Source organism: Larkinella fluvii (assembly GCF_051857545.1).
Lineage (GTDB): Bacteria > Bacteroidota > Bacteroidia > Cytophagales > Spirosomataceae > Larkinella.
In genome coordinates this window covers 644405-668017 of sequence record NZ_JBPZHB010000002.1, presented here as the reverse complement: position 1 = coordinate 668017, position 23613 = coordinate 644405, and the positions used below count along the sequence as shown (strand labels likewise).

19 protein-coding genes are annotated in these 23613 nt (G+C 51.3%); 12 read left to right on the top strand and 7 right to left on the bottom strand.

Annotated features, from left to right (window positions below; all coding sequences use genetic code 11):
• Window positions 1–248 precede the first annotated feature (248 nt).
• Together ACS5NO_RS06730 and ACS5NO_RS06725 are read right to left on the bottom strand one after the other, a co-directional pair.
• Complete coding sequence (locus tag ACS5NO_RS06730; RefSeq protein ID WP_439414412.1) at window positions 249–1664, bottom strand: SusD/RagB family nutrient-binding outer membrane lipoprotein; 1416 nt, start codon at window positions 1662–1664, stop codon at window positions 249–251.
• Between the two features lie 24 nt (window positions 1665–1688).
• Complete coding sequence (locus tag ACS5NO_RS06725; RefSeq protein ID WP_439414411.1) at window positions 1689–4811, bottom strand: SusC/RagA family TonB-linked outer membrane protein; 3123 nt, start codon at window positions 4809–4811, stop codon at window positions 1689–1691.
• 120 nt (window positions 4812–4931) lie between these two features.
• On the opposite strand from ACS5NO_RS06725, the gene ACS5NO_RS06720 reads away from it, so the two are divergent.
• The 6 genes from ACS5NO_RS06720 (at window position 4932) to ACS5NO_RS06695 (ending at window position 12187) form a co-directional block, all read left to right on the top strand.
• A complete protein-coding gene (locus ACS5NO_RS06720; protein WP_439414410.1) occupies window positions 4932–6143 on the top strand; it encodes a cystathionine gamma-synthase family protein in 1212 nt (403 codons plus the stop codon).
• Between the two features lie 131 nt (window positions 6144–6274).
• Complete coding sequence (gene bla / locus ACS5NO_RS06715; RefSeq protein WP_439414409.1) at window positions 6275–7348, top strand: class A beta-lactamase; 1074 nt, start codon at window positions 6275–6277, stop codon at window positions 7346–7348.
• The gene (locus ACS5NO_RS06710) at window positions 7348–8841 is read left to right on the top strand and encodes a serine hydrolase (RefSeq protein WP_439414408.1); all 1494 of its coding nucleotides are present in this window, start codon (window positions 7348–7350) and stop codon (window positions 8839–8841) included. Before bla ends, ACS5NO_RS06710 begins: the two co-directional genes overlap by 1 nt.
• A gap of 53 nt (window positions 8842–8894) precedes the next feature.
• Window positions 8895–9464, top strand: a complete 570-nt coding sequence (locus ACS5NO_RS06705; RefSeq protein ID WP_439414407.1) for a type 1 glutamine amidotransferase domain-containing protein — start codon at window positions 8895–8897, stop codon at window positions 9462–9464.
• Between the two features lie 123 nt (window positions 9465–9587).
• The gene (locus ACS5NO_RS06700) at window positions 9588–10418 is read left to right on the top strand and encodes an AraC family transcriptional regulator (RefSeq protein ID WP_439414406.1); all 831 of its coding nucleotides are present in this window, start codon (window positions 9588–9590) and stop codon (window positions 10416–10418) included.
• Window positions 10419–10513: 95 nt separating this feature from the next.
• Entirely contained in the window at window positions 10514–12187 is a 1674-nt protein-coding gene (locus tag ACS5NO_RS06695; RefSeq protein ID WP_439414405.1) for a serine hydrolase domain-containing protein, read from the top strand.
• 145 nt (window positions 12188–12332) lie between these two features.
• On the opposite strand, the gene ACS5NO_RS06690 is transcribed toward ACS5NO_RS06695, so the two are convergent.
• From ACS5NO_RS06690 to moaA, 4 genes are all read right to left on the bottom strand, one after another.
• On the bottom strand, window positions 12333–12857 hold the full coding sequence (locus tag ACS5NO_RS06690; RefSeq protein WP_421829726.1) for a DinB family protein: 525 nt from the start codon (window positions 12855–12857) through the stop codon (window positions 12333–12335).
• Window positions 12858–12973: 116 nt separating this feature from the next.
• A complete protein-coding gene (locus tag ACS5NO_RS06685) occupies window positions 12974–15397 on the bottom strand; it encodes an ABC transporter permease (protein WP_439414404.1) in 2424 nt (807 codons plus the stop codon).
• A 169-nt stretch (window positions 15398–15566) separates the two neighbouring features.
• The gene (locus tag ACS5NO_RS06680; protein WP_439414403.1) at window positions 15567–16895 is read right to left on the bottom strand and encodes a serine hydrolase domain-containing protein; all 1329 of its coding nucleotides are present in this window, start codon (window positions 16893–16895) and stop codon (window positions 15567–15569) included.
• 203 nt (window positions 16896–17098) lie between these two features.
• The gene (moaA, locus tag ACS5NO_RS06675; protein WP_439414402.1) at window positions 17099–18079 is read right to left on the bottom strand and encodes a GTP 3',8-cyclase MoaA; all 981 of its coding nucleotides are present in this window, start codon (window positions 18077–18079) and stop codon (window positions 17099–17101) included.
• A 137-nt stretch (window positions 18080–18216) separates the two neighbouring features.
• Between moaA and ACS5NO_RS06670 the strand changes: the two genes are divergently transcribed.
• From ACS5NO_RS06670 to ACS5NO_RS06650, 5 genes are all read left to right on the top strand, one after another.
• On the top strand, window positions 18217–18735 hold the full coding sequence (locus ACS5NO_RS06670) for an RNA polymerase sigma factor (protein ID WP_439414575.1): 519 nt from the start codon (window positions 18217–18219) through the stop codon (window positions 18733–18735).
• Window positions 18736–18777: 42 nt separating this feature from the next.
• Window positions 18778–19593: a HEAT repeat domain-containing protein gene (locus tag ACS5NO_RS06665; protein ID WP_439414401.1), complete on the top strand. Its 816-nt coding sequence runs from the start codon at window positions 18778–18780 to the stop codon at window positions 19591–19593.
• A gap of 141 nt (window positions 19594–19734) precedes the next feature.
• Complete coding sequence (locus tag ACS5NO_RS06660; protein ID WP_439414400.1) at window positions 19735–20604, top strand: DUF4097 family beta strand repeat-containing protein; 870 nt, start codon at window positions 19735–19737, stop codon at window positions 20602–20604.
• 127 nt (window positions 20605–20731) lie between these two features.
• Window positions 20732–21571, top strand: a complete 840-nt coding sequence (locus tag ACS5NO_RS06655; protein WP_439414399.1) for a DUF4097 family beta strand repeat-containing protein — start codon at window positions 20732–20734, stop codon at window positions 21569–21571.
• Between the two features lie 90 nt (window positions 21572–21661).
• The gene (locus tag ACS5NO_RS06650; protein ID WP_114405664.1) at window positions 21662–22081 is read left to right on the top strand and encodes an organic hydroperoxide resistance protein; all 420 of its coding nucleotides are present in this window, start codon (window positions 21662–21664) and stop codon (window positions 22079–22081) included.
• 94 nt (window positions 22082–22175) lie between these two features.
• Here ACS5NO_RS06650 and ACS5NO_RS06645 read toward each other — a convergent pair whose 3' ends face one another.
• The gene (locus tag ACS5NO_RS06645) at window positions 22176–22598 is read right to left on the bottom strand and encodes a phage holin family protein (RefSeq protein ID WP_439414398.1); all 423 of its coding nucleotides are present in this window, start codon (window positions 22596–22598) and stop codon (window positions 22176–22178) included.
• Between the two features lie 86 nt (window positions 22599–22684).
• Between ACS5NO_RS06645 and ACS5NO_RS06640 the strand changes: the two genes are divergently transcribed.
• Window positions 22685–23422 carry a class I SAM-dependent methyltransferase gene (locus tag ACS5NO_RS06640; RefSeq protein ID WP_439414397.1) on the top strand — a complete coding sequence of 246 codons (738 nt, stop codon included), beginning with the start codon at window positions 22685–22687 and terminating at the stop codon, window positions 23420–23422.
• The last annotated feature ends 191 nt before the right edge of the window (window positions 23423–23613 follow it).

The window sequence follows — 23613 nt, the reverse complement described above, 5'->3', positions numbered from 1 at the left end:
TTACACCTATACTACGCTGTAAGCTAGCAACAAGTTCTGAAAGTCCAAGAAACATGAAAATTATTTTATATAAAACTGACTTTTTCCAAACCTGACTTCTCAAAAACGAAGCCGGGCCGGGGTTTAGTTTATCGTTTATGGTTTATAGTTTACGGTTTACGGTGGCTGACACACACCTACAGTTCCCGCGTCAGCCACCGTATACCGAATACCGTAAACCGAATACCAAATACCGTAAACCGTACACCCTACTTATCCCACCAGAGTGGGGTCGACAGCGGCACTTCATCCGGGACGTTGGCACCGTTTTTCGAATTTTCGCCGTTCGGATAGGCGGCTCTCCGGATGAACGTCGGCAGAGCGGCATTCAGCGGCAGGCGGAATCCTTTGTATTTGTAATCGTAGCGACGGGCGTCGTTCCAGGCTTCCGGGTTGAGGTAAGTGGCTACGTATTTTTCCTTGAAAATCAGATCGAGCGTCAAAGCCGCCGAGCCGACGCCAACCGCCGGATTGGCAAGATAGGCATCCCGGGCGGCCGCAGCCACGCCGTACTTGTCCATATTCGCCGTAATACCGGCCAGATAAGCCGCGTAAGCCCGCGCCCTGTCACCTGTCCGAAAAGCGGCTTCAGCCTCTACAAACTTCATTTCGGCAAACGTCACAATCAGCAGCGGAGACGCATCGCCCGTCAGCGGGGAGTTCAGGGAAATGTAATTTTCGTCTTTCACCGTGTTGTTTCCACCCACATTGCCCTGACCGTTCCGGGTTCCCTTGTAGTCGTTGTTCACGGTTTTGTCCGTAATCTTCTCGATGCGCGGATCGATAACGCCGTAGGTTACGCCGTTCAGGTGATTAACCAACTGGTCGGAAAGCCAGCCGTCGAGCAGCAATTGCGCGTTGTTGCGGGCCACCTGCGCCCACGGATTCCGCAGCAGGAATGTCGACATCTGCGCATCATCGGCATTGGCGACATACGACTTCGCCACCGCGTCGAGCACATCGGCGGGTTTGTAGGTGCTCGTTTTCGACACTTTGTTGAGCATCCGGGCTTTCAGGGCGTAGGCGGTTTTAATCCAGGCCGCCGTGCTCCCCTTGTGAATCACATCGTTGGAGGCCGACAGCTTCACCTTGGAATCGGTTTTGGACAGTTCGGTGATGCCCTCGTTGAGTAGCGTCAGGGCCGTCGTGTAGAGTGTTTCGGCGGTGTCATACTTCGGCGTCAGCGTCGTTCCGGTAAAGGCATCGGAAAACGGTGCATCACCGAACACATCGGCAATCAGCGTCAGGTGATACGACAGCATGACATTGGCCACACCCACATATTCGGAACTGCCCTGCTCCTGCGCCTTTTTCTTGAGGTCATACAGGTCGGCCATGCCGAAATAAACCGCATCCCAGGTGGCAGTGTAATCCGTAATCTGGTAGGTATCCGTCGAGCCCGCCGTTCCCGGATTGGCGAGGTATTGTACAAAGTAGGACGTCGTGTTGGCAACCCGCTGCGAATTGAGGGCGGTTTTATGCGTCGTTGTCGAAAGCAGAGAAGCCAGGGGCGGATTGCCGATCAGGTTCGGATTCTCCTTCAGTTCGAAATAATCCTTGCAGCCTCCCAGTCCGATGAGCAGCAAAGTCAGCAGCGGAACTAGTTTTTTATGATTGAATTTCATGATATTCAGGAATAAAGATGAAGCTTAAAAACCGACGTTCAGGGAAAACAGGAGGCTGCGGACGGCCGGATACGTGAATCCGGTAAATCCGTCGACGTTGCTGCCACTGTTAGTCGAACTTGTTTCGGGATCGTAGCCGGTGTATTTGGTCCACAAAGCCAGGTTGTTCCCCGTCACGGTAAAGCGAACATTCTTGATGAACGTATTTTTCAGTACCGTTGTGGGTAAGGCATACGAAAGGCTCACGGAGCGAAGCCGCACCCAGGAAGCATCTTCGATAAAGTTTTCCGACACGCCCCGGTGTACATTCCGGTAAAAACCGTTGGTGTAGTTGACGCCATCCGGCCCTACCCCCTGCCCCAGCCACACGGCTTTGGTGTTCGGCGTTCCGTCGGCCAGCACCCCTTCAAAAACTTTGGTATCGTTGCGATCCTCGGTGTATTTGGCAATCCCGAAGGCCGAGAAGAAGTTGTCCAACTGGTTGTAGCGATCCTGCCCCACGCGGGCATCGACCAGCGCCGACAGCGAGAAATCTCCGTATCGAACGGTGTTGGTGATACCGCCGATCCAGTCCGGCTGCGAATTGCCGATCAGCTTCTGCGCCGTGCTGATTACCGGGAAACCATTGGCTCCAATCACTACCGGCCGGTCTTTGTCGAAAACCGCCGGAACTTCGTCCGCGGCATTGGCATAATACCGTTTGTAGGTACGTCCGTAAAGGTTTCCGTAAGCGTATCCCGGAATCAGCTTCATGGTTACCGTCGAGCTGGCATACCCAAACTGCGATGCGTAGTTGATTTCCGTCAACCCATCGCGCAGGCTCAGCACCTTGTTGCGGTTGGCCGAAAAGTTCAGGTTGACATCCCAGTTCAGCTTGCCTTTCCGAATGGGCGTTCCCCGCAGAATCACCTCGATGCCCTTGTTCCGCATCGACCCGGAGTTAATGGCGGCTTTCACATACCCCGTCGATGAAGTCACATCGACCTGAATAATCTGGTCCTTGCTAACCGAGTGGTAATAGGTTAGATCCAGGCCGAGCCGGTTGTTCAGGAAGCTCATTTCCAGACCGCCTTCGTACGTATCCGTGAATTCCGGGCGCAGGTTTGGGTCACCCAGCAACGAGCCCCGCGTAAAACCGGTCGATCCGGCGGGCAGGCTGGCGTAGGCCGAATAGCCGGTGATGGTGGAATACGGAGCCGCATCCTTCCCGATTCGGGCATACGAAGCCCGGACTTTACCCATCGTGATGAACGTTGGCAGCTTCATCTGCTGCGAGAACACGTAACCCAGACTCACCGACGGATAAAAGAACGAATTGTTGGGGGCCTGCAACGACGACGTGATGTCATTCCGACCGGTCAGGGTCAGGAACAGAAAGTCCTTGTAATCCATCGTTAATTCACCAAAAATCCCCATCAGCCGGTAATCTTCTTCCGATTGGCTTGGCGTGATCGTTTTGGCATTGCGCAGATTGAAGTAATTATACACCGTCAGCTCATTGCCCTCCGCCCCGAAACTCCAGATCTGGCGGTCGTAGAGGTCATGACCCACCCGCAGGGTTGCGTTCAGGTTTTCGCCAAACTTGGTCGTGGCACTGGCGGCAAACGTCGACGTAAAGGCCCGAAAATTGGTATGGTATTGATAGATAAATCCCAAGGCGTTGTCGCCAAAAACACGCTCGTTGGCAATGCCCGACGGGCCGGGTGCGGTCCGTTTGCGATCTTCCGAATAGGTATCCAATCCCACGCGGTAGTTCAGCGTCAGCCATTTGAGCGGAGCATACACAAAATTCAGCCCACCCACCAGGCGGTTTACGTTGTCCCGCAGTTTGTTCGTCATGGCACCATACAGGGGATTATCGTTGCCGTAGGTCTTATAAGAACCGTCCGCATTGAGGTAATCCCGAACGTCGTAGCGGGGTGACCAGTAGCTCAGGCTTTCGCTGTAGCGATCGGCGTTGTAGCGGTCTCCTCCGGAGTTGATGAAGTTTAAATTCGCATTGGTGGTGAATTTGTCACTGAATTTGACATTGGTGTTGAGCCGGACCGACAATTTATTGAAATCCGTAAACGGAATCACCCCTTCGTGTTTCAGGTGACCAATGGACGACAGGAAGGTGATTTTTTCATTCCCGCCGGAAAAAGACAGGTTGTTCTGGTATTGTTTCCCGGTCTGGTAGGCATCCCGGAAATGATTATAGAGTTTCTGCGGGTGCGTCGGATCGATCTTGATGGCTTCGGCCACGGTGGGTCCCCACGACGGAAAAAAGTCCTGCGGATTGTAAACGCCCGAATACCCGATGGTGTATTTATCCTGCACTTCCGGAAATTTATTCACATTTTCGACGCCGAACGTGCTGTTGTAGTTGACGCTCAGCGCCCCGGTTTTGCCCGATTTGGTCGTGATCACCACCACACCGTTGGCGCCCCGCAACCCGTAGAGAGCCGTGGCCGCTCCGCCTTTCAGGATGTTGATCGTTTCAATGTCGTCGGGGTTGATGTCTGCCGCCCGGTTCGACATGCCCCGCGATTCGGCCCCGGAATTGGCGGTTCCCGTCGACGTGCTGTTGTCAAACAAAACCCCATCGACCACAAACAGCGGCTGATTGTCGCGGGTAACATCGATCGAGTTGATGCCCCGAATCAGAATTCGCGCGCCCTGGCCGGGCGCACCACCTGTGCTCGAAATTGTAACCCCGGCCACTTTGCCCTGCAATGCATTGACGAGGTTGGGCTGCCGGTTTTGCACCAGTTCTTCCGAATTGACACTCTGCGAGGCATAGCCCAGCGCCTTTTTCTCCCGGCTGATCCCCAATGCCGTTACGACGACTTCGTTCAGCATTTTACTGTCCTGCCGCAGAGAAACGTTGATGCTCCGGCGGTTTTCGACCTTGATTTCCTGCGTTTCAAAACCGATGTAGCTAAAAACCAGCACGGTATTTCCGGCATTCACGCGAAGGGTATAGCGGCCATCCACGTCCGTCAAAGTTCCGGTTGTCGTGCCTTTCACCGAGACGTTAACCCCCGGTAGGGCGGCAACGTCTCCGTCGCTCGTCACCCGACCACTTACTTCCACTTGCTGCGCCAGCGTAATCGACGAGCAGAACAGCAACGCTATTCCCAGGTAGATCCGTAGTAATTCCTTCATACACCCTCATAAGTTAAAAAATGATTAAAAAACTATTCTCATGGCAAGTTTAGCATTTATTCAAAATTTTGCAATTTTTGCTATTCAGCGTAGAATATTTTGCTCTTTACAAAACTAATAATGGATTTTTCTAAACAAAATAAAGGTACGGCCTCCGTTTGGGCTGGAGAGACCGAGCGTTTTTATCAAGGCGCTACAACATCGCCGATTGTCAACAGTGTCGCATTTGCCTATCATGACCTCGACGAATGGTACGACGTCGCCACCGGCAAAACCGAGGGCCATATTTACAGCCGGAACACCAACCCAACGGTTCACGTACTGGAAGAGAAAATCCGCATTCTAGAAAGTGCCGAAGCCGCCACCTCGTTTGCCACCGGCATGGGGGCCATCAGCAATACGCTGTTTGCGCTTTTAGGGCCGGGAAAACGGGTGGTTTCCATCAAGGATACCTACGGCGGAACCAGTCGGCTCTTTCTGGATTTCCTGCCCGCCTACCAGATCAACGTGACGCTCTGCGAAACCGGAAACCACGAAGCGATGGAGGCTGAAATTGCCAAAGGCTGTGATCTGGTATACCTCGAAACGCCCACCAATCCGACACTAAAAGTGGTCGATATCAAACGATTGGCAGCGGCAGCACATAAAGTCGGTGCGGTGGTGGTGGTCGATAATACGTTCGCGACCCCGATCAACCAGAATCCGCTGAAACTGGGGGCTGACCTGGTGCTTCACAGTGCCACCAAATTCCTCGGCGGACATTCCGACGCGATGGGCGGGCTGCTTTGCGGCAAAAAAGAGCTGGTCGAAAAAGTATTCCGGTTTCGGGAAATCAACGGCGCCAGCCTGCAAGCCGATCCGGCGTACCTGATTGCGCGGGGCATGAAAACGCTGGAACTCCGGATCGAACGGCAAAACGCGTCGGCCCTGAAAATTGCCCGGTTTTTGAAAGCGCATCCCAAGGTCAGTGATGTGTTTTACCCCGGACTCGAAACGCACCCCGGTCATGCCATCGCCCGCGAACAGATGGCCGGTTTTGGTGGCGTCATGAGTTTTTCGCTCCACGGAAATTATGAGGACGTGAAAACGTTCCTTACCAAGCTGCAATTTGTCCACCTGGCTGCCAGTCTCGGATCAGTCAGCACCCTCGCCGGGCCGCCCCGAACAACGAGTCACGTGGAACTGACCGAAGCCCAGCGCACCCAGCTTGGCATTCCCGAAAGCCTGATCCGGTATTCGGTCGGCATCGAAAACGTCGAAGATCTGATCGGTGATCTGAGCCAGGCGCTGGCGGCTCTGGAGACGGTTTTGGAGGAAGAACGAACAATATAACTCAACATTTGCCCATAAGTTGCCCCTAAATCCCCTAAAGGGGACTTGGACAGAGCTTAAGCCGGATGCTTAAAGTCCCCTTTAGGGGATTTAGGGGCAACTTAGGGGCAATTTCAACCCACTTTCTATTCATGAAAAAACCGCTATCCTTCCCAACCCATCTTTTTCTTTTCTGGATGATGCTCCTGGTCAGTGCGCCCGGTTTCAGCCAGTCAAAAAAAGCAAAAAAAGAACCGGAGCCCGTCGTCCAGCCAACCTCCCCAATCGTTGAGCAGAGACTCAATCAGGAACTGGAGCGTATCGCCAAACTGGCGAAAGGTAAGGTTGGCCTTTGCGCGGTTCACCTCGAATCCGGCAAGCAGGTGAGTATGAATCTTCAGGAGCGGTTTCCGATGGCCAGTACCGTGAAAGTGGCGATTGCCGTGGAACTGCTGACCAAAATCGAAAAAGGCGAACTTTCCCTGCGCACGATGGTGGATCTGAAACCGTCCGATCTGCATCCGGGCAGTGGCACGCTGGAAACGCTGTTCGCCAAACCGGGCGTTCAGCTTTCGGTGGAAAATTTGCTGGAACTGATGATGGTGATCAGTGACAATTCCGCGACGGACATTTTGCTGAACCTGGTCGGGGGCGTCGAACCGGTTCGGGCGCGGCTGAAAGCGCTGGGCATTCATGGCATGTCGGTCGACCGGACCATCGTCGAACTGATTGCGGATTTGGAGGGCGTCACCCTGCCGCCCTCCGACCAATGGACCGTCGGTTTCTACGATAAACTTGGCGCAACGACGACACCCGAAACCCGCCGGGCTGCGGCATTAAAACTGGAGCAAGACCCGCGCGACACCTCCACACCGGAAGCGATGGTGAACCTGCTGACCCAGATTTACCAGGCCAAAGCCCTCAAACCCGAAAGCCGCGATCTGCTGCTGGCCGTGATGGAACGCTGCCGGGGTGGTCTGGCGCGCATCAAGGGCTATCTGCCTCCTGCCACCGTGGTGGCCCACAAAACCGGCTCACTGAATTCCAGTGCCACCGACGACGTGGGCATCATCACCCTGCCGGGCGACGCGGGCCACATTGTCATTGCGGTTTTCATCACCGCATCATCTCAGGCATCAGCCGAACGGGAGCAGACCATCGCGCACCTGAGCCGCACGGTTTACGATTATTTCCTGTTTCAGCCGCCGGTTCAATCCATTCGGTAATGAAGACATTCGCGATCATTGCCCTCGTCCTGAACGTCCTGACCTCCTTTGCACAGAAAAAACCGACGGCCAAACAACTCCAGGAATTTGATGCCTACGTGGAAGCGGTTCGCAAGGAATGGGACGTTCCGGGTCTGGCCATTACGGTGGTGAAAGACAATCAGGTTCTTTTCAAGAAGGGCTACGGTGTCCGGGAATTGGGAAAAACCGAGCCCGTCGATACGCAAACCTTATTCGCCTGCGCGTCCACGACCAAAGCCATGACGGTAACACTGATGGGTATGCTGGTCGATGAAGGCAAGGTGTCGTGGGACGACCCGGTTTACAAATACCTGCCGGAACTCCAGTTCTCCGATCCGTATCTGACGCGTGAAGTGAAAGTGCGTGACCTGCTGACGCACAATACCGGCATCGGAAGCACCGACTTTTTTACGGGGGCCATGACCATTCCGGCTCAGGAAATGTTCCGGCGGATGGTCTACGTCAAACCGAGTTATTCGCTGCGATCGGGCTTCATTTACCAGAACATCATGTATTCAGCCGCCGGGCGAATCATCGAACGACTGACCGGAAAAAAGTGGTCGGAGGTGATGCAGGAACGCATTTTCAACCCGCTGGGCATGACCCAAACCGCCCCCAAACGCGGCCTGAGCAAAAGCACCAACATGACGAAACCGCATTACAACGTCAACGACACCATTCGGGTCATCGACTACGGCGCGGATAGTGAAATCGGTTCGGCGGGGGCGGTCTGGTCGTCGGTCGACGACATGAGCAAGTGGATCATTTGCATGCTCGACAGCAGCAAATACAGCGGTGGGCGTCTGGTAAAACCGCAAACCTGGGCGGAGATTTTCAAACCGCAGGCCATGGTGCCGGACGATGAATACCCGACTATGCAAATTCTGAAACCCAACTGGCTCACCTACGGATTGGGCTGGTACCAGCACGATTACCGGGGCCACAAAGTCAATTTTCATACTGGAAGTTTAGGCGGACTGACAGCCATTACCGGGCAGTTACCCGACGAAAAACTGGGCGTATATGTCTTCGGGAATTACGACCACGCCGAAGTTCGGCATGTGTTGCTGTATAAAACCCTCGACTTCTTCGCGCTCGGTGGCAACCGGGACTGGAATGCAGAATTTAAAACGTTGTATGGCAACTTGAAGGAGCAGGGGAAAAAAGCCGCCCGGGCGTTTCAGGAAAAGCGGGTCGCCAATGCGTCTCCGTCAGTGCCCTTGAAGGAATATACCGGAAAATACACCAGTCCGCTATACGGAAAAGCTGAAGTAACGCTGGTCGGTAATCAACTGGTTTTCAACATTAACGATAACGCTTTGAACGCTACGCTGGCACACTGGCACTTCGATACGTTCTATGGCCCGTACCAGAAAGCGTGGTTTGGCAAGGCACTGGCCCGGTTCAGTCTGGGCAATTCGGGCAAAGTCGATTCGCTCATTTTCGGAGGAATGGATTTCCGGAAAGAATAAAACCTTCTCCTTTTTTCATGGTTACCTATACAGAACCAATTCTCAACGTAATCATGGAAAATCAGCAAAAATTGAAGGGAAAGAAAGTGGCGATTCTGCTGACCGACGGATTTGAACAGGTCGAACTGACGGAGCCCCGGAAGGCGCTGCAGGAAGCTGGTGCAGAAACGCATTTGATCGCGCCGAAGGGTGGTGAAGTGAAAGGCTGGGCCATGACCGACTGGGGCGATTCGTTCGCCGTCGATGTGGTTCTGGACGATGCCGACGCCAACAGCTACGACGCTTTGCTTCTGCCGGGCGGAGTCATGAATCCCGACCATCTGCGACTGGAGCAAAAAGCCGTCGAGTTTGTCCGGCACTTTTTTGAGGAACACAAACCGGTAGCGGCTATCTGTCATGCCCCGATCCTGCTGATCGAAGCGGATGTGTTGCAGGGCCGTACGGTAACGTCGTATCCGTCCATCAAGACGGATCTGATCAATGCCGGAGCCAACTGGGTCGACGAAGAAGTGGTGACGGATCAGGGTCTGGTCACGAGCCGGAAACCGGACGACATTCCGGCCTTTAACCGAAAAATGATTGAAGAGATTCGCGAAGGCGCTCACGCAGGCCAACACGCGTAAGCGGTTTACCGCAAGGAGTCGTCAGATAACGGCAACACCCGTCAGGTCTTGAAGACCTGACGGGTGTTGCCGTTATCTGACGACTCCGTCCACTTTTTGCCATATTGTTCGTTTACTTCGCGCATGAACAGTCAGCTTATTGATGCCGACGAACGGCTGGCGACGGTATTCAGCCATTATTATTGCGTACAGCTTTCTCCGGAAGAGCAACCGGTCACGCTGCAATTGATGCCCAACTACGAGATGTTGCTGGTGTTCAATCTGGGTCCGGCCATTCCGATTGCTTTGGGCGGTGCAACCTATGTCATTCAGAAAACCGCCGTGCTGGGGCCGCTGCAAAAAATGCTAACGTATGAACTGCCCGCCGGGACCGATCTGATCGTGGTGAACTTTACGCTCGACGGTTTTTACCGGTTACTGGGCGTATCGATGCAGGAACTTAAAACCGGCGATTGGCACGATCCGGACGTTTTGCTCAACAAGAATTGTTTTTCGGAACTGTGGGAGCGATTGGCCCCCCTGTCTGAACTGGCTGACCGGATCTCATTGCTCAATGCGTATGCCGTAACGTTCGTTGCGCCGACCGATGCCGCATCAGATTCTTTGCGGGAAAGCATTCCCTATTTCCGGGACGCGGTCGTCGATCCGATCAAGGTGCTGGCCGAAACGCAGCAGGTTTCGGCCCGGCGTATTCAGATGCGGTTTCAAACGCACCTGGGTTATTCGGCCAAGGAACTAACCCGGTTTCTCCGATTCCGAAATCTCCTCAATTTTCTAACCCAACAACATCCACAACCGCCCGACTGGCTCAATCTGGTGCTGACGTTTGGGTATCACGATCACAGCCACCTCATCAAAGATTTTCAGTATTACCTGGGTTTGACACCCCGGCAGTTTTTGAAACAACTGGCGCAGGGAAACGTCTGTATCAGCAAAACCGGGCGGTTTTATTGAGGGAGATGATGAATAATGCCTGCAACTGCTTTGCAAAGGATGAATTATTTACTATCCTTGTTATATAATATTCTTTTATATATCAGATAGCATCTATGTCATCAAAAAGGTTGATTTTCATTTTGTGTTTTATCGCTTTCCAGATCCATGCGCAGGAAATAGTGAGTTTTAACGATGACAAGGTGGCCAGCATTGACCGCGCACTTCGTTTTTATAGCCAAAATAAGCCGGGTGGACAACTTTCCATAAGCCTGAAAGGGCGCGTGGTTTACTCCAAAGCCTGGGGACTTGCTGATCTTGAACATCGTGTTCCGATGACAACCGAGACCCGGATTGAAGCGGGATCCGTTTCCAAACAATTCACTGCTGCGGCTATATTACTTCTGGAGCAACAAGGCAAACTAACCTTAGATGACCCTGTCAACCTATATCTTCCCGAGTTACCTGTCTATCAGCGTCCCATTCGAATCAGACATCTCATTCATCACACCAGTGGATTGCGTGAATGGGGAGATGTAGCTGAACTGGCAGGGTGGCCCAATTCTCTAAAAATACTCGATAATGGACGGGTGTTTGAGATTATTTGCCGACAGAAAAAACTGAATAGCCCTCCAGGAGAGCAATTTCGATACAGCAATTCCAATTATATTCTGCTGGCTATACTCGTCGAAAAAGTAAGCGGGTCATCGGTTGCCGATTTTACCGGGAAATTTATTTTTCAACCAGCGGGGATGACTCATACCCAATGGCGCAACGACTATACCGAAGTGGTTCCGATGCGCAGCACCGCCTATGACATCAAGGACGGCCGTTTCTGCAAGTCGATGCCAGAAAATAATATCCACGGTTCAGGCGGCTTGCTAACGACCGCCGAAGATCTGCTAAAATGGAGTGAATTTTACCTGAGTGCCCGGTTGGGCGGCAACGCATTACTGTCTAAACAAATTGAGTTGGATTCAACCAGCACCCTCGTTTTCAATACGTATGCTGCGGGATTATTTATTGAAGGAAGCCCTACAAAACGGGTTTTTCAACATGGTGGAGCGACGGCTGGTTACCGCGCCAAACTGATTTGTTTACCGGATACGGGACTATCCATCGCCTGGCTCAGTAATACTTCCATGCTGGATACGACGGGAAGCGATCCCGCCCTGGAAGTTGCCGGAATACTGGTGGGGCCAACCTACCTTTCCCCCCCACAAGAAAAAGAAAAAGCCGAAAACACGGCAGTCAATATCGAAAAGCTGAACCGCTATGTGGGACTCTACAAAAGCAGTCACAGTGCCCGTGATGTGGATATTTCATTAGGACCACAGGGCCTCTTATTATCAGGCACCTTATTGAAACCGATTACTGAAAAGTTGTTTCGTTTTCATGCTATTCTTTTGTCCTTTGATACGACTAAAGAACTGGTCGTGTACCCACCCTCTTCGGAGCCGATGCGCTATCACAAAACCGACATGTCCCTTATCAATCCGATTCATTCAGAAAACTATGTGGGCAACTACTACTCCAAAGAAGTAGGTGCGTGGGTAAAAATCACGAAAAAGAATAATAAACTCATGGCCCGTTTCGCGTCGGGGGGTGAATGCGGGCTAATCAACTACTTTGCCGATGGCTTTATCGCTCCGTGTGATCTCAAAGCCGATCTATTCTTTAAGCGAGGAAGCAACCACGAAGTCACGTCACTGGAAGTGAACACCCAGCGTGCCTATCATATAGATTTTGTCAAGATTAAAAACCAGAACGCAATTGCCGGAAAGCCATAACCATTCGAATCGCATTGGTGATTAGCACGACTGCACCTGACAAACACCCGTTTAGCAAGCCCAGCATGTTGGTTCAGTGACAAATGTTCACTGATAAAAATTAATTCATACTTCTATAATCAAGCGGTGTCATCTGGGCTCCTGCTCATTTGGATAGCTTCAGGCCAAAGTCATAACGCTGATCCACAACGCGTCTGAGCATACCAATCTGTCCGCAGTGATACATGGTATGCTTAATATTCCAATCAATTGCCTCAAATTTTGTTACTGCAATTGGGTGGGGTGTGGGGGTAGGCTCAAGCGGGCTGTTTAGTTCTGAAACTGATAGCGATGTTAAGATATCTATCGACTTTTGCTGAATGACCTTTAGATCCTGGAGCAGTGTGATTGATTGTGTCTTTCCAACTGAAAGGATAGGGGCTGATACTGTAAAATAGTCACTGTATTCCTTAATTGGAAGCTTTTGGAGGATATCCATTTGATGCCCTCTGATGACCATAATGGAATGGAAGTAATGACTGATAATCAAATGTCCAACTTGCCAACTGATGTTGGATTCAACTATATCCGGAATGATTTCCCACTTGTCGAATGGAACGGCTTCGAGGAGCTTGTTTGTCCATTCGTAAGCATTCGAAGTTTGGTTGATTAAGATTTCTATTTCTGTCATTTAAATGAAGAAGTTAAAGCTGGACTGCCACCTGACACGATTAAAGCACCGATTATTAAAATGATGCGAAGAAGACAGCCTATAGAATGGTTTTGTCTCCCTTCTCTTTTAAATGCTTATTCCCCCCGCAAACTCGTCACCGGATTCATCAATGCCGCTTTGATGGATTGGAAACTGATGGTGAACAAAGCGACCCCGATTGCCAGCAAACCGGCCAGAACGAACATCCACCACGCAATGGACACCTGGTACTCAAAACTTTGAAGCCACTGGCTCATCGCATACCACGCAACCGGTGCAGCCAGCACCATCGCAATCAGCACCAGCTTGAGGAAGTCTTTGGAAAGCAGACCGACGATGCTGCCGATCGACGCGCCCAATACCTTCCGGACGCCAATCTCCTTGGTGCGCTGTTCGGCGGTAAAAGTAGCGAGACCAAATAGACCCAAACAGGCCACGAAAATGGTCAAACCGGCAAAAACACCCAGAATTTGACCAATTTTCTGCTCTGCTTTATAGGTATCATTGAATCGTTCGTCCAGAAACGAGTAGGAAAAAGGCTGTTCGGGTTTAAAAACATCCCACTGATTTTTCATGCTGGCCAATAAACCGGTAACGTCTTTGGTTTTTATTTTCACGATCATCGTTCCGGCACCTTTTCCTAAAACCATCACGAGGGGCGAAATGCGCTCGTGAAAGGATTTGAAGTGGAAATCTTTCACGACACCAATCACCCGGTACGTGCCTTTATTGCCTTCGTTGGTCAAATTGGTGATCGTCCGGTTCAGGGCATTTCCCTTCCAGCCCAACTGAGCCGCTGCGGTTTCGTTGATGATGACCGCCGACGAATCCGTTCCGAAATCGCTGGAAAAATTCCGCCCGACCGCCATCTCCATCCCCAGCGCCGGAATGTAATTGACATCGACATCATACCGCAGCGTTTTCACAAACTGCGTGGTCTGGTTATCGGGATACACCATAAAGTTGTTGTTGTACGACGGCCCCGCCGGTAAATAACCGGACGAGCTGACCGTGGCCACACGCGGGTCCCGGAGCAGTTCGTCCCGAAACACCTCCTGATTTTTCCCCAATGCCCAGGCGTCCGGTAAAACCAGTACCTGGTCTTTGTTGTAGCCCAGTTTCTTATTCTGGATGTAACTAAGTTGCTGGTAGACTATCGTGGTTCCGATCATCAAGGTAATGGAAATGAAAAACTGAACGACCACCAGCCCACTCCGCAACCCAATGCTCTTTTTGCCGGACGTAAACCGGCCTTTCAACACCGCAACCGGTTTGAACGACGCCAGGAAAAAAGCCGGGTAACTGCCCGCCAGAACGCCAACCAACAGGCCGAACAGCAAAATACCGGGCAACAGCGTAGGAACCGCATCAAGCTGCAAGCTTAAATTCTTGCCAGACAAGCTGTTAAACAGCGGTAGCGCGGCAAACGCAAAAATACTGGCCAGCACCAGCGCAATGAACGACAACAGTATCGATTCCAGCAAAAACTGCCAGACCAACTCTTTCTTCTGAGAACCCATCACCTTCCGAACGCCCACTTCCCTTGCCCGTTTGGACGCACTCGCCGTCGAGAGATTCATAAAATTGATGCAGGCAATGAGCAGCATGATGAGGGCGACGGCTCCGAAAATATAGACGTACTTGATGTCTCCATTATTTCCCAAATCGTAGGCAAAATCTGACGAATGCAGGTGAATGTCCGTCAACGGTTGCAGGTACAGGCCCAGGTCGTTGCCGCCTTTGCGGAACTCAGCCATGCTCACGCCCATCGCCTGCTTGAGTTGCGGCCCCATGTATTTTTCTACGGTTTGGGGCAGTTTCGCTTCCAGTTGTTTGTAATCGTAACCCTCCGGGAGAACCAGGTACGTAAAAAACTCCGAAATCATCCAGGACGGCGATTTCGCGTCTTCAAAACTAGCCATCGAAGCAAACAGGTCGAAGTGAAAGTGAGAATTAGACGGTATTTTCTCCATGATCCCGGTAACTTTAAAAACCGCAGATGCGTTTTTGAACGCCAGGGTTTTGCCAATCGGGTCGGCTTTTCCAAAGTATTTAGCCGCCAGTTGTTCCGAAATCACGACGGTATTCGGTTCCACCAGGGCGGTTTTGGCATCACCTTTCAGAAAGGGCAGCGTGAAGACCTGAAAGAAATTGGCGTCCGCAAAAGCCATCTGGTCACCGGTATATTTCTGATCGCCCAGCACCACCGTTGGTGACCCCGCCTGCCGCAAACGGGTAGACTCCAGCACTTCCGGATAATCCGCCTTGAGGGCCTGCGCCGTCGGTGGCATCACGTGCGATTCGTTCATTTTTCCACCCTGAACCGTCCCCCGGAAGATGACGCGAACGATCCGATCCGCTTTTTCGTGATACCGGTCAAAGCTCAATTCGTCCAGCACATACAGGCTGATGAGCAGACAGGACGCCAGACCAAACGCCAGACCGACAATGTTGATGGCCGAAAAGGCGCGGTTGCGGGCCAGATTCCGCCAGGCAATTTTGAAGTAGTTGCGAATCATAACAGGGAGAATTGAAGCAGTGGTAAATAAGATCGGTCAAATCTGATGCCAGTTCGTTAAAAAGGCCATTTCAAAGCCGCAGGAGCACTTTTTAAAAGGAGTACCAACAGAATTTGTCCCATTGCGGACACAGAACGTCCCGATGCGGACAGGCTTTTCAAAACAACTTTTACTGTCGTTTTAAAGTATACACATTATCAGTCTCCTTGATTTTCAGCGTCCCGTTTTCAGGAAAAAATTCAAAGAAAGTACCCGTCGGTGCATGCATAAAATAGTTATAATTGATCGGTTCGGCTTCAAATAGGTGGCCTTTTGTTTCCAGAAACAGCCTGTTGTTGTCGGTTTTACAATTCACACGAATGGGTATTTGAGACGAAGAATAGCTCCCCGGATAAGCCCCCAAATTCTGATCTTTAAAAAGGTATGGTTTAGAAAAGGGTATGGTGTATGGCTTATTGAAACAGATTTTTAAAATTGCTTCCAGGATATCCACTCGTGGGTATAGTATCCCGTTCGTGCAATACGACAGCGCGATTTTTTCCGCTGGAAAGTAGCGAACGGCGGAGTAAAACTCTTCAATTCTTCCGTTGTGACCATAGGCGGTTTTCGAGTCAAAATCATACGGAAATAAACCCATTCCATAGCCATCCACCAACGTTTTCATGGCGGTTAAACTCGCTTCCCTGACCAGTTTATTCGCAAATAATGCATCAATAAACAGAACCAGATCGCTCGGTGTCGAGACGATGGAGCCCGCACCGCTATGGATGCTCATATTCGTTTCTTTCTGTCCCTCCCAGCGACCCTCCCTGTATTTATACGAACTGCTTTCATTCGCGCTGGCGTCAATCTGTTTACCATAAGACGTTTCTTTTAAGCCAATTTTTGACACAATCCTTTCCTGTAAAGCACTGCTATAGGACATTTTGCAGACTTTTTCAATGATATAACTCAAAAGCAGGTAATTGGTATTGCAATAGTCAGCCTTCACATTGGGTTCGAAATCAACGGGCTTTTCAGCAATGATTTGAAGCATCTCCCGCTGTGTTTTCACTTTATCCATCCACTGCGGATACCGGGTATCGTCCGCCGTGTAATTGTGCAGACCGCTGCGATGGTTGAGCAGATTGCTAATCGTAATCTTTTTAGCGTTGGGCAACTCAGGAAAGTACTCCGCCAGCTTTTGATTCATATCGATTTTGCCTTCATCGATAAGCTGAAAAACCATGACGGCCGTAAACAGTTTCGATACAGATCCGATGCGGTATTTGGTGTGGCTATCCGCCGGTATCTTTTTATTCAGATCCCGAAAAGAGTAACCAACGGCTCTACGATATTGAACCTGACCATTTACTGAAATAATTAAGCTCCCCATTGCTAAGTCACGACTGGCAAGAACATCAAACAGGCTGTCTAACTTTACGACATTTAAATTTTGTCCAAAACCAGGATGATAAAAAAGGACAGAGACGAACACAATAGCCAGTACTTTTCTCATTCAATCCTTGATTTAAAATTTGCGAAATAGAAACCGCCCTTACCCCAATCTGGCTTTCATTTTGAAAGGAGAGATGCAAGCTCCCTGAAGAAAGCGGTTTCCCAAAAAGACCATGCAATATATAGGCAATGTCAGGTACTATGTAATACATAATACACCAATGGCAGAATAGACCGATGAATGGGCATTCTTCAATTGTAGGGTTATCCTCCGATGGTGGACATGGATTCCGTAACCGGACCGCGTTCGTGTTCGGCTTCGAAGCCGTTTTTCGGGCGGTGGGCGAAGGCTTTGAGGAAAGCGGCTGTCAGGTCAGCGTCTGTTGCACCCGTCCGGAGTAGAGCCCGAACATCGAGCACGCCGTTGTCGTACAGACAGGTTTTGAGCGTTCCCTGCGCGGTCAGTCGGATGCGGTTGCAGGTACCGCAGAACGTGCGGGTGAAGGCGGCAATGATGCCGATGGTTCCCTGATGCCCGGGAATCCGGTAAGTCGCAGCGGTCGAAAACGGCGAATCCTGCTGACGTTCCAGACCGGGATAAAGGGTTTGCAGTTCCTGGAGAATGCGCCGGTGCGTCCAGTTCAAAACCGGGTAGTGGCTCCCCTCGCCATTGAACGGCATTTCTTCAATAAACCGCACTTCCACGGGATGGTCGCGGGTGAGTTCGGCCAGGAGCGGCAGGTCTTCAATGTTCTTCCCTTCCATCACCACCGCATTCAGCTTCACCGGAATCTTGTTTTCCAGCAAGGCGTCGAGCGTTCCCTGCACGGCGGGGAGTTCGTCGCGCCGGGTGATTTGCCGAAACCGTTCCCGGTCGAGGGTGTCGATACTGAGGTTGACGGAGCCGATTCCCAGCCGCACCAGTTCCGGCACGAGCGGTTCGGTCAGCACGCCGTTGGTCGTAATGTTCAGTTCTTCAATGCCTTCGGTGGCTTTCAGTCGCCACAGAAAATCCATCAGCCCGTTTCTGACGAACGGTTCTCCGCCGGTAATCCGGACTTTCGACACGCCCAGCCGGGCCAGCACCCGCACCAGCCGTTCCATCTCTTCATAGGTCAGCAACTGGCTCTTCGGCAGGTACTTGATCCCCTCTTCCGGCATACAGTAAAAGCACCGCAGATTGCAGCGATCGGTGACGGCCAGACGGAGATAGGTGATGGGGCGATTGTGGTTGTCGAAAATCATTACAAGCAAGTTACAAAAAACAAGACGAAAAAATTTCATCTCTTTGTGTAACCTTCCCGAAGTCGCAAAGTTTCCACACCCAAATAGACCAACTCGAAACACACACCCGGTTGAAATCGCTGACGGACAACTCACTCATGCTTCAGGTGAAGGACGGCAATCTGGAAAAGATGGGCCTGCTCTTCGAGCGGTATCACCGCGCCCTGTTCGGTTTCCTATATCACATGACCGGGCAGACCGATGCGAGCGAGGATCTGGTGCAGAACGTGTTTTACCGGATGCTGAAATACCGCCATACGTTCACCGGCGAGGGCGAGTTTCGGACGTGGATGTATCACCTGGCCCGCAATGTGCTGGCCGATCACGTCCGGAAAAACAAACACGCGCTACACCATTACGACGTGGCTGATTTTGTCGAGAAAATTGGCGGTGGCACTTCGGCCGATGAATCGATGCAGAAAGAACAGGAGTTGGCATCCCTGCACGATGCCCTGCGAAAACTGAGTCCCGAAAACCGTGAAGTCCTGATTTTAAGTCGTTTTCAGGAGTTGAAATACGAAGAAATTGCCCGGATTCTGGACACCACCGAAGGAGCCGTAAAGGTCCGTGTTCACCGGGCCATGAATGAACTGAAACGCGTGTATATAAAAGCCTAAGTCCTTGATTTTTAGACATCGCGAACGGAAACCCATACAAACATGAACTGTGAAAGCGCAAAAGAGCAATTGATCGATCTGTTGAGCCATCAACTTCCGGCCACCGAACGGGCCGCCGTTGAAGCGCACCTGGCACACTGCCCGGAATGCCAGACGGAGCTGGCCGCGACCCGCCAACTCTGGCTGGCGATGGGCAACGTGCCGGTGCCCGAACCCGGCGAGAAAGTCCGCTCCCGGTTTTACGCCATGCTGGAAACGGTGCAGATCGAAGAGGCAAAAAAACGCCGTCGCTCGTGGAAGAGCATCCTGCGCCGGGTTCGACGGTTTTTGACGCCCGAACTCGCCATTCGGGTGGCCTACAGCCTGTCGCTGGTACTGGTTGGGCTGGCGGGTGGCTACTGGCTGAGTGCAAAAAAAGCACCGGTTTACGAGCAGCAAATCAATGATTTAGGTGCTCAGGTGCAGCAGATGCGGCAGACGGTTTTGCTGTCACTGCTCGAAAATTCCTCGGCTACCGAGCGGCTTCGGGCGGTGGAATACACCAAAGACATTGAGCAGGTGGATGCGCAGGTAGTAGAAGCGCTGCTGGGTACGCTGAACAACGATTCCAATGTAAACGTCCGGCTGGTAACGCTGGAAGCCCTGGCCCAACTCGCGGCCGATCCGAAAGTTCGGGAAGGCCTGGTACATTCGATTGTCCAACAGGATTCGCCCCTGGTGCAATCCGCGCTGGCCGACGTGATGGTGAAACTCCAGGAAAAACGATCGATCAAACCGCTTCGGCAACTGCTCCGGCAGGAAAACCTCAACGACTTCGTCAAGGTGAAAATCGAACAGACCATCAAGGAGTTGACCTAGAAGAGAAAAGAGGATAGACAAGAGCGTAAAGACTTGTCACTCGATCCGCGTTTTCTTCCCTCTCACTTCTTTATGCTCTGCTCTAATCTCTTTATTCTCACGTCTTTACTCTTTATTCTCACCTCTATAATCTGTACCAATATGAAACCATTTATCTCCCTCCTGCTGGTGGGGTTGGGGCTTTCCTGTGCCGCTGCATCGGCCCAAACCCTGGAGTTTAAGGACCACATCAGCAAGGAATTTACGCTGTCGAAAGACGCCGGCAGCAGCACGTTGGCCATCTACAACATCAGCGGTTTTATTAAGGTGGAAGGATACTCAGGCACAAAAATAGTGCTGGAAGTGGACCGGAGCATTCGGGCCAAAACCAGTGAGTTACTGGAACAGGGCAAGAAAGAATTTCTGCTCCAGTTCGATCAGGACGCCGACAGCGTCATTGCCTACATCGCCCAGCCCTATGATTCGCGTCCCAACCGAAATAACTGGAAAGATGGCACCAACCACCGACGGATCGACTACAAATACGAGCTCGATTTTACCGTAAAAGTCCCCTACTCCATGAACCTGCACGTCTCGACGGTGAATGGTGGCGATGTGACGGTGAAAGATGTCAGCGGTTCTTTATTCGCTCACAACGTCAACGGTGCCGTTACGTTAACCAACATCAAAGGAACCACCGACGCCCGGACGATCAATGGCAATGTGGAAGCCAATTACCTGGTCAGTCCGCCCGAAAAATCGAAGTATTACACCCTGAACGGCGACATCAAGATCAGTTACCCGGCCAGTTTGTCCGCCGACCTGAGCTTCAAGAGTTTTCAGGGCGACTTCTACACCGATTTCCCCAATGCCGAAATCATGCCCGTCAAAGTGACCAAAACACAGGAAAAGCGGGGTGACGGCACGGTTTACAAGCTCAACAAGGATACGTCCATCCGAATCGGAAACGGCGGCAAAACGCTCCAGTTCGAGACGTTCAACGGCAATGTGTACATCAAAAAACAATCGTAGCGGTTTTTGCCCCTAAATCCCCTAAAGGGGACTTGGACGCCGAAACATCCGGATGCAAAAGTCCCCTTTAGGGGATTTAGGGGCAAAATTCACCTCTCTATTCCAGTAAAAAACAAGCTATAATTCCATGAAAACGAATCGCATATTAGTCGCCCTGTTCATGCTTATTTCTTTGGCAGAAATCCAACCGCTGTTGGCCCAAAGTGAAATCAAGGAACAACTCACCATACCGCTGACCGACCCCAACAAACCGGGTTCCCTGCACGTCGGCATCATCAATGGCTCCATCCACGTCGTTGGCTACAACGGAAAAGACGTGGTGGTGGACGCCGTGGCAGAAGCGAATACCGGCAAGAAGAAAGAAGAAAAACCCGACGAACTCGCCAATGGCATGAAGCGGATTTCGACCCGGGGTGGCCTCGATTTGAGTGCTACGGAGAAAAATAATAAAATAGAGTTAAGCTCGGGTTCCTTCAAAAGGGCCGTTACGCTGAACATCAAAGTTCCCCAGCAGTTTTCGCTCAAAGTCAGCACGATCAATCATGGTGATATTGTCATTGAAAATGTCAACGGCGAACTGGAGGTCAATAATGTCAACGGCCCCATTCAATTGACGAATATTACCGGTTCCGCCGTGGCCAATACCGTCAATGGGAATCTGAAAGCGGTTTTTCGCGGGGTTACTTCAGACGTACCGATGGCGTTTTCCACCCTCAACGGCAATGTCGATGTCACCTTTCCGGCCAATGCCAAATTTGACGTAAAACTCAAATCCGACCGGGGCGAAATCTTCAGCGACTTCGATGTGGACGTGGACAAAAGCCAGCCCAAAGCCAGCCGCAGCAGCAAAGACGGCATGTACAAAGTGAGCATCGATGACTGGGTTCAGGGGAAAGTGAACGGCGGGGGCCGCGAGGTAATGATGAAAAACATGCACGGCAACATCTACATCCGGAAAGCGAAATAAACCGTTTCTGCAACCATTTCGACCCGGAGCCAGTTGTCTTGAAAACTTACTTTGTCACCGCCGAACCCCGGCGGTGACTTATTTTTTAGCATGGACAAACTGTATACGGCGAAAGCCACCGCAACCGGAGGCCGCAACGGCCACGTAAAATCACATGATGGGGCATTGGATGTCGATGTCCGCGTACCGAAAGAAATGGGTGGGCCGAGTGGCACCTACCTGAATCCGGAAACCCTGTTTGCCGCCGGATATGCGGCCTGTTTCGATAGTGCGCTGAGTTTAATCATCCGCACACAGAAAGTTGAAGCGGGTCAGACCAGCGTCACGGCTCAGGTCAGTATCGGTAAAAATGAAGACGGCGGATTTGGACTAGCCGTTGTTCTCGAAGTTCAGATTCCGGGCGTAGAACGTTCAAAAGCGGAAGAACTGGTTGAAAAAGCGCACCAGGTCTGCCCCTATTCCAATGCCACCCGCGGAAATATTCAGGTCGATTTGAAGATCGTAGATTAACTTTCCTGAAGAATGATAGATGTAAAAGTGCCGAGATTGGCAAAACTTTTACATCTATCATTCGACATTTATCATTCCTTTCTAAAACGTTTTCTTACCGTTTAAAATTAATAGCGAATTCCGCACCGGGTGTCAGCAGCACCGCTTCCCGTTGGCGCTCTTCCACAACGGCTTCGGAAGGAGCCAGGGCACCGTCGACAATGGCCCCGACAACAGCTACAGAGATCGCAATCACCAACGCCGGCCAGAACCCGGTAATAGTGAAACTACCCATCATTTTATCGATCAGCTTCAGCAAAATAGCCGTCACCACAATCCGCACAATGCCGGTTAAGAAAAAGAGTGTCACCAGGTTGAGTGGAAAACGAATGATCCAGCCGACCAGAAAATTGAGCGCGGCCAGGATAACCGCTATCAGCAGGGCTGTGCCAAAACTTTTTACGTCCACTTGGGGCATGATGTAAGCCAATCCGAAAATCACGGCGGCATCGAGTAACAGGTGCAAAATTAGATTCATGAGAAAGCGGGATTGATGGAAAATAATCCCTAAATAAACACTTTCTTTTGCAGCTTGTTCAACCCATAGATCATTTCCTGCCCGCCATGAAAAAACCGTTTCGATCCATCAGCCTCTTCCTTCTGGTCATTACGTCCTTCTGTAAATCAGGCTTCGGTCAGCAACCCGCTACCACGACCGATTCGCCCAAAGGCGTGTATCAGTATCGAAAAGCGGCTTACGATGGCATCGGGAAAACCTACCTGGGCCGGGAAATTTCGCAGGTCATGGGCCATTTGGGAGCCGCCTGGCTCGAACGCCCGGAGCGCGAACAGGAAGAGCGCACGGATCTGCTGCTGGAAGCCCTGAATTTGAAACCGGCGGATGTCGTCGCCGATGTGGGGGCCGGAACCGGTTATTTCACCTTTCTGATGGCTCCGAAAGTCCCCAAAGGCAAAATCCTGGCGGTCGATATTGAAAATGAGATGATTAACGATCTAAATACCACCAAAAAGAAGAAAGGTGTGACCAACGTCGAGCCGGTTCTGGGAACGATTACGGACCCCAAACTCCCCGCCAACGGCATCGATGTGGCGCTGATGATCGACGCCTACCACGAGTTTTCGCACCCCCGCGAAATGATGACGAACATCGTCCGGGCGCTCAAACCGGGTGGGCGCGTGGTGCTGGTCGAATACCGCGCCGAAGACCCGAACGTGCCCATCAAACCCCACCACAAAATGAGCATCGCCCAGGCCACGAAGGAAATGAAAACCGTCGGCTTGCGGCTGAAAAGCGTCTATACCAAACTGCCCCAGCAACATGTGATGATATTTCAGAAGTAAAGACATTAAAGAATGACAAATAATAAATGATGAATATTGAATGTAAAAGTGCTGGACTGGAAAGACTTTCACATTCAACATTCATCATTTATTATTTGTCATTCTTTAATCGAAAACGAAGTTATCCTTTCGATACCTCATTCAAACAACCCGTCCCTACAACCCGTTACTTTCTCAAAGTAACTTCGTTT

Bases quoted from the DNA above. Each gene is read 5' to 3' on its own strand.
- ACS5NO_RS06730 (WP_439414412.1), bottom strand. From the start codon at position 1,664: ATGAAATTCAATCATAAAAAACTAGTTCCGCTGCTGACTTTGCTGCTC.
- ACS5NO_RS06725 (WP_439414411.1), bottom strand. From the start codon at position 4,811: ATGAAGGAATTACTACGGATCTACCTGGGAATAGCGTTGCTGTTCTGC.
- ACS5NO_RS06720 (WP_439414410.1), top strand. From the start codon at position 4,932: ATGGATTTTTCTAAACAAAATAAAGGTACGGCCTCCGTTTGGGCTGGA.
- bla (WP_439414409.1), top strand. From the start codon at position 6,275: ATGAAAAAACCGCTATCCTTCCCAACCCATCTTTTTCTTTTCTGGATG.
- ACS5NO_RS06710 (WP_439414408.1), top strand. From the start codon at position 7,348: ATGAAGACATTCGCGATCATTGCCCTCGTCCTGAACGTCCTGACCTCC.
- ACS5NO_RS06705 (WP_439414407.1), top strand. From the start codon at position 8,895: ATGGAAAATCAGCAAAAATTGAAGGGAAAGAAAGTGGCGATTCTGCTG.
- ACS5NO_RS06700 (WP_439414406.1), top strand. From the start codon at position 9,588: ATGAACAGTCAGCTTATTGATGCCGACGAACGGCTGGCGACGGTATTC.
- ACS5NO_RS06695 (WP_439414405.1), top strand. From the start codon at position 10,514: ATGTCATCAAAAAGGTTGATTTTCATTTTGTGTTTTATCGCTTTCCAG.
- ACS5NO_RS06690 (WP_421829726.1), bottom strand. From the start codon at position 12,857: ATGACAGAAATAGAAATCTTAATCAACCAAACTTCGAATGCTTACGAA.
- ACS5NO_RS06685 (WP_439414404.1), bottom strand. From the start codon at position 15,397: ATGATTCGCAACTACTTCAAAATTGCCTGGCGGAATCTGGCCCGCAAC.
- ACS5NO_RS06680 (WP_439414403.1), bottom strand. From the start codon at position 16,895: ATGAGAAAAGTACTGGCTATTGTGTTCGTCTCTGTCCTTTTTTATCAT.
- moaA (WP_439414402.1), bottom strand. From the start codon at position 18,079: ATGATTTTCGACAACCACAATCGCCCCATCACCTATCTCCGTCTGGCC.
- ACS5NO_RS06670 (WP_439414575.1), top strand. From the start codon at position 18,217: ATGCTTCAGGTGAAGGACGGCAATCTGGAAAAGATGGGCCTGCTCTTC.
- ACS5NO_RS06665 (WP_439414401.1), top strand. From the start codon at position 18,778: ATGAACTGTGAAAGCGCAAAAGAGCAATTGATCGATCTGTTGAGCCAT.
- ACS5NO_RS06660 (WP_439414400.1), top strand. From the start codon at position 19,735: ATGAAACCATTTATCTCCCTCCTGCTGGTGGGGTTGGGGCTTTCCTGT.
- ACS5NO_RS06655 (WP_439414399.1), top strand. From the start codon at position 20,732: ATGAAAACGAATCGCATATTAGTCGCCCTGTTCATGCTTATTTCTTTG.
- ACS5NO_RS06650 (WP_114405664.1), top strand. From the start codon at position 21,662: ATGGACAAACTGTATACGGCGAAAGCCACCGCAACCGGAGGCCGCAAC.
- ACS5NO_RS06645 (WP_439414398.1), bottom strand. From the start codon at position 22,598: ATGAATCTAATTTTGCACCTGTTACTCGATGCCGCCGTGATTTTCGGA.
- ACS5NO_RS06640 (WP_439414397.1), top strand. From the start codon at position 22,685: ATGAAAAAACCGTTTCGATCCATCAGCCTCTTCCTTCTGGTCATTACG.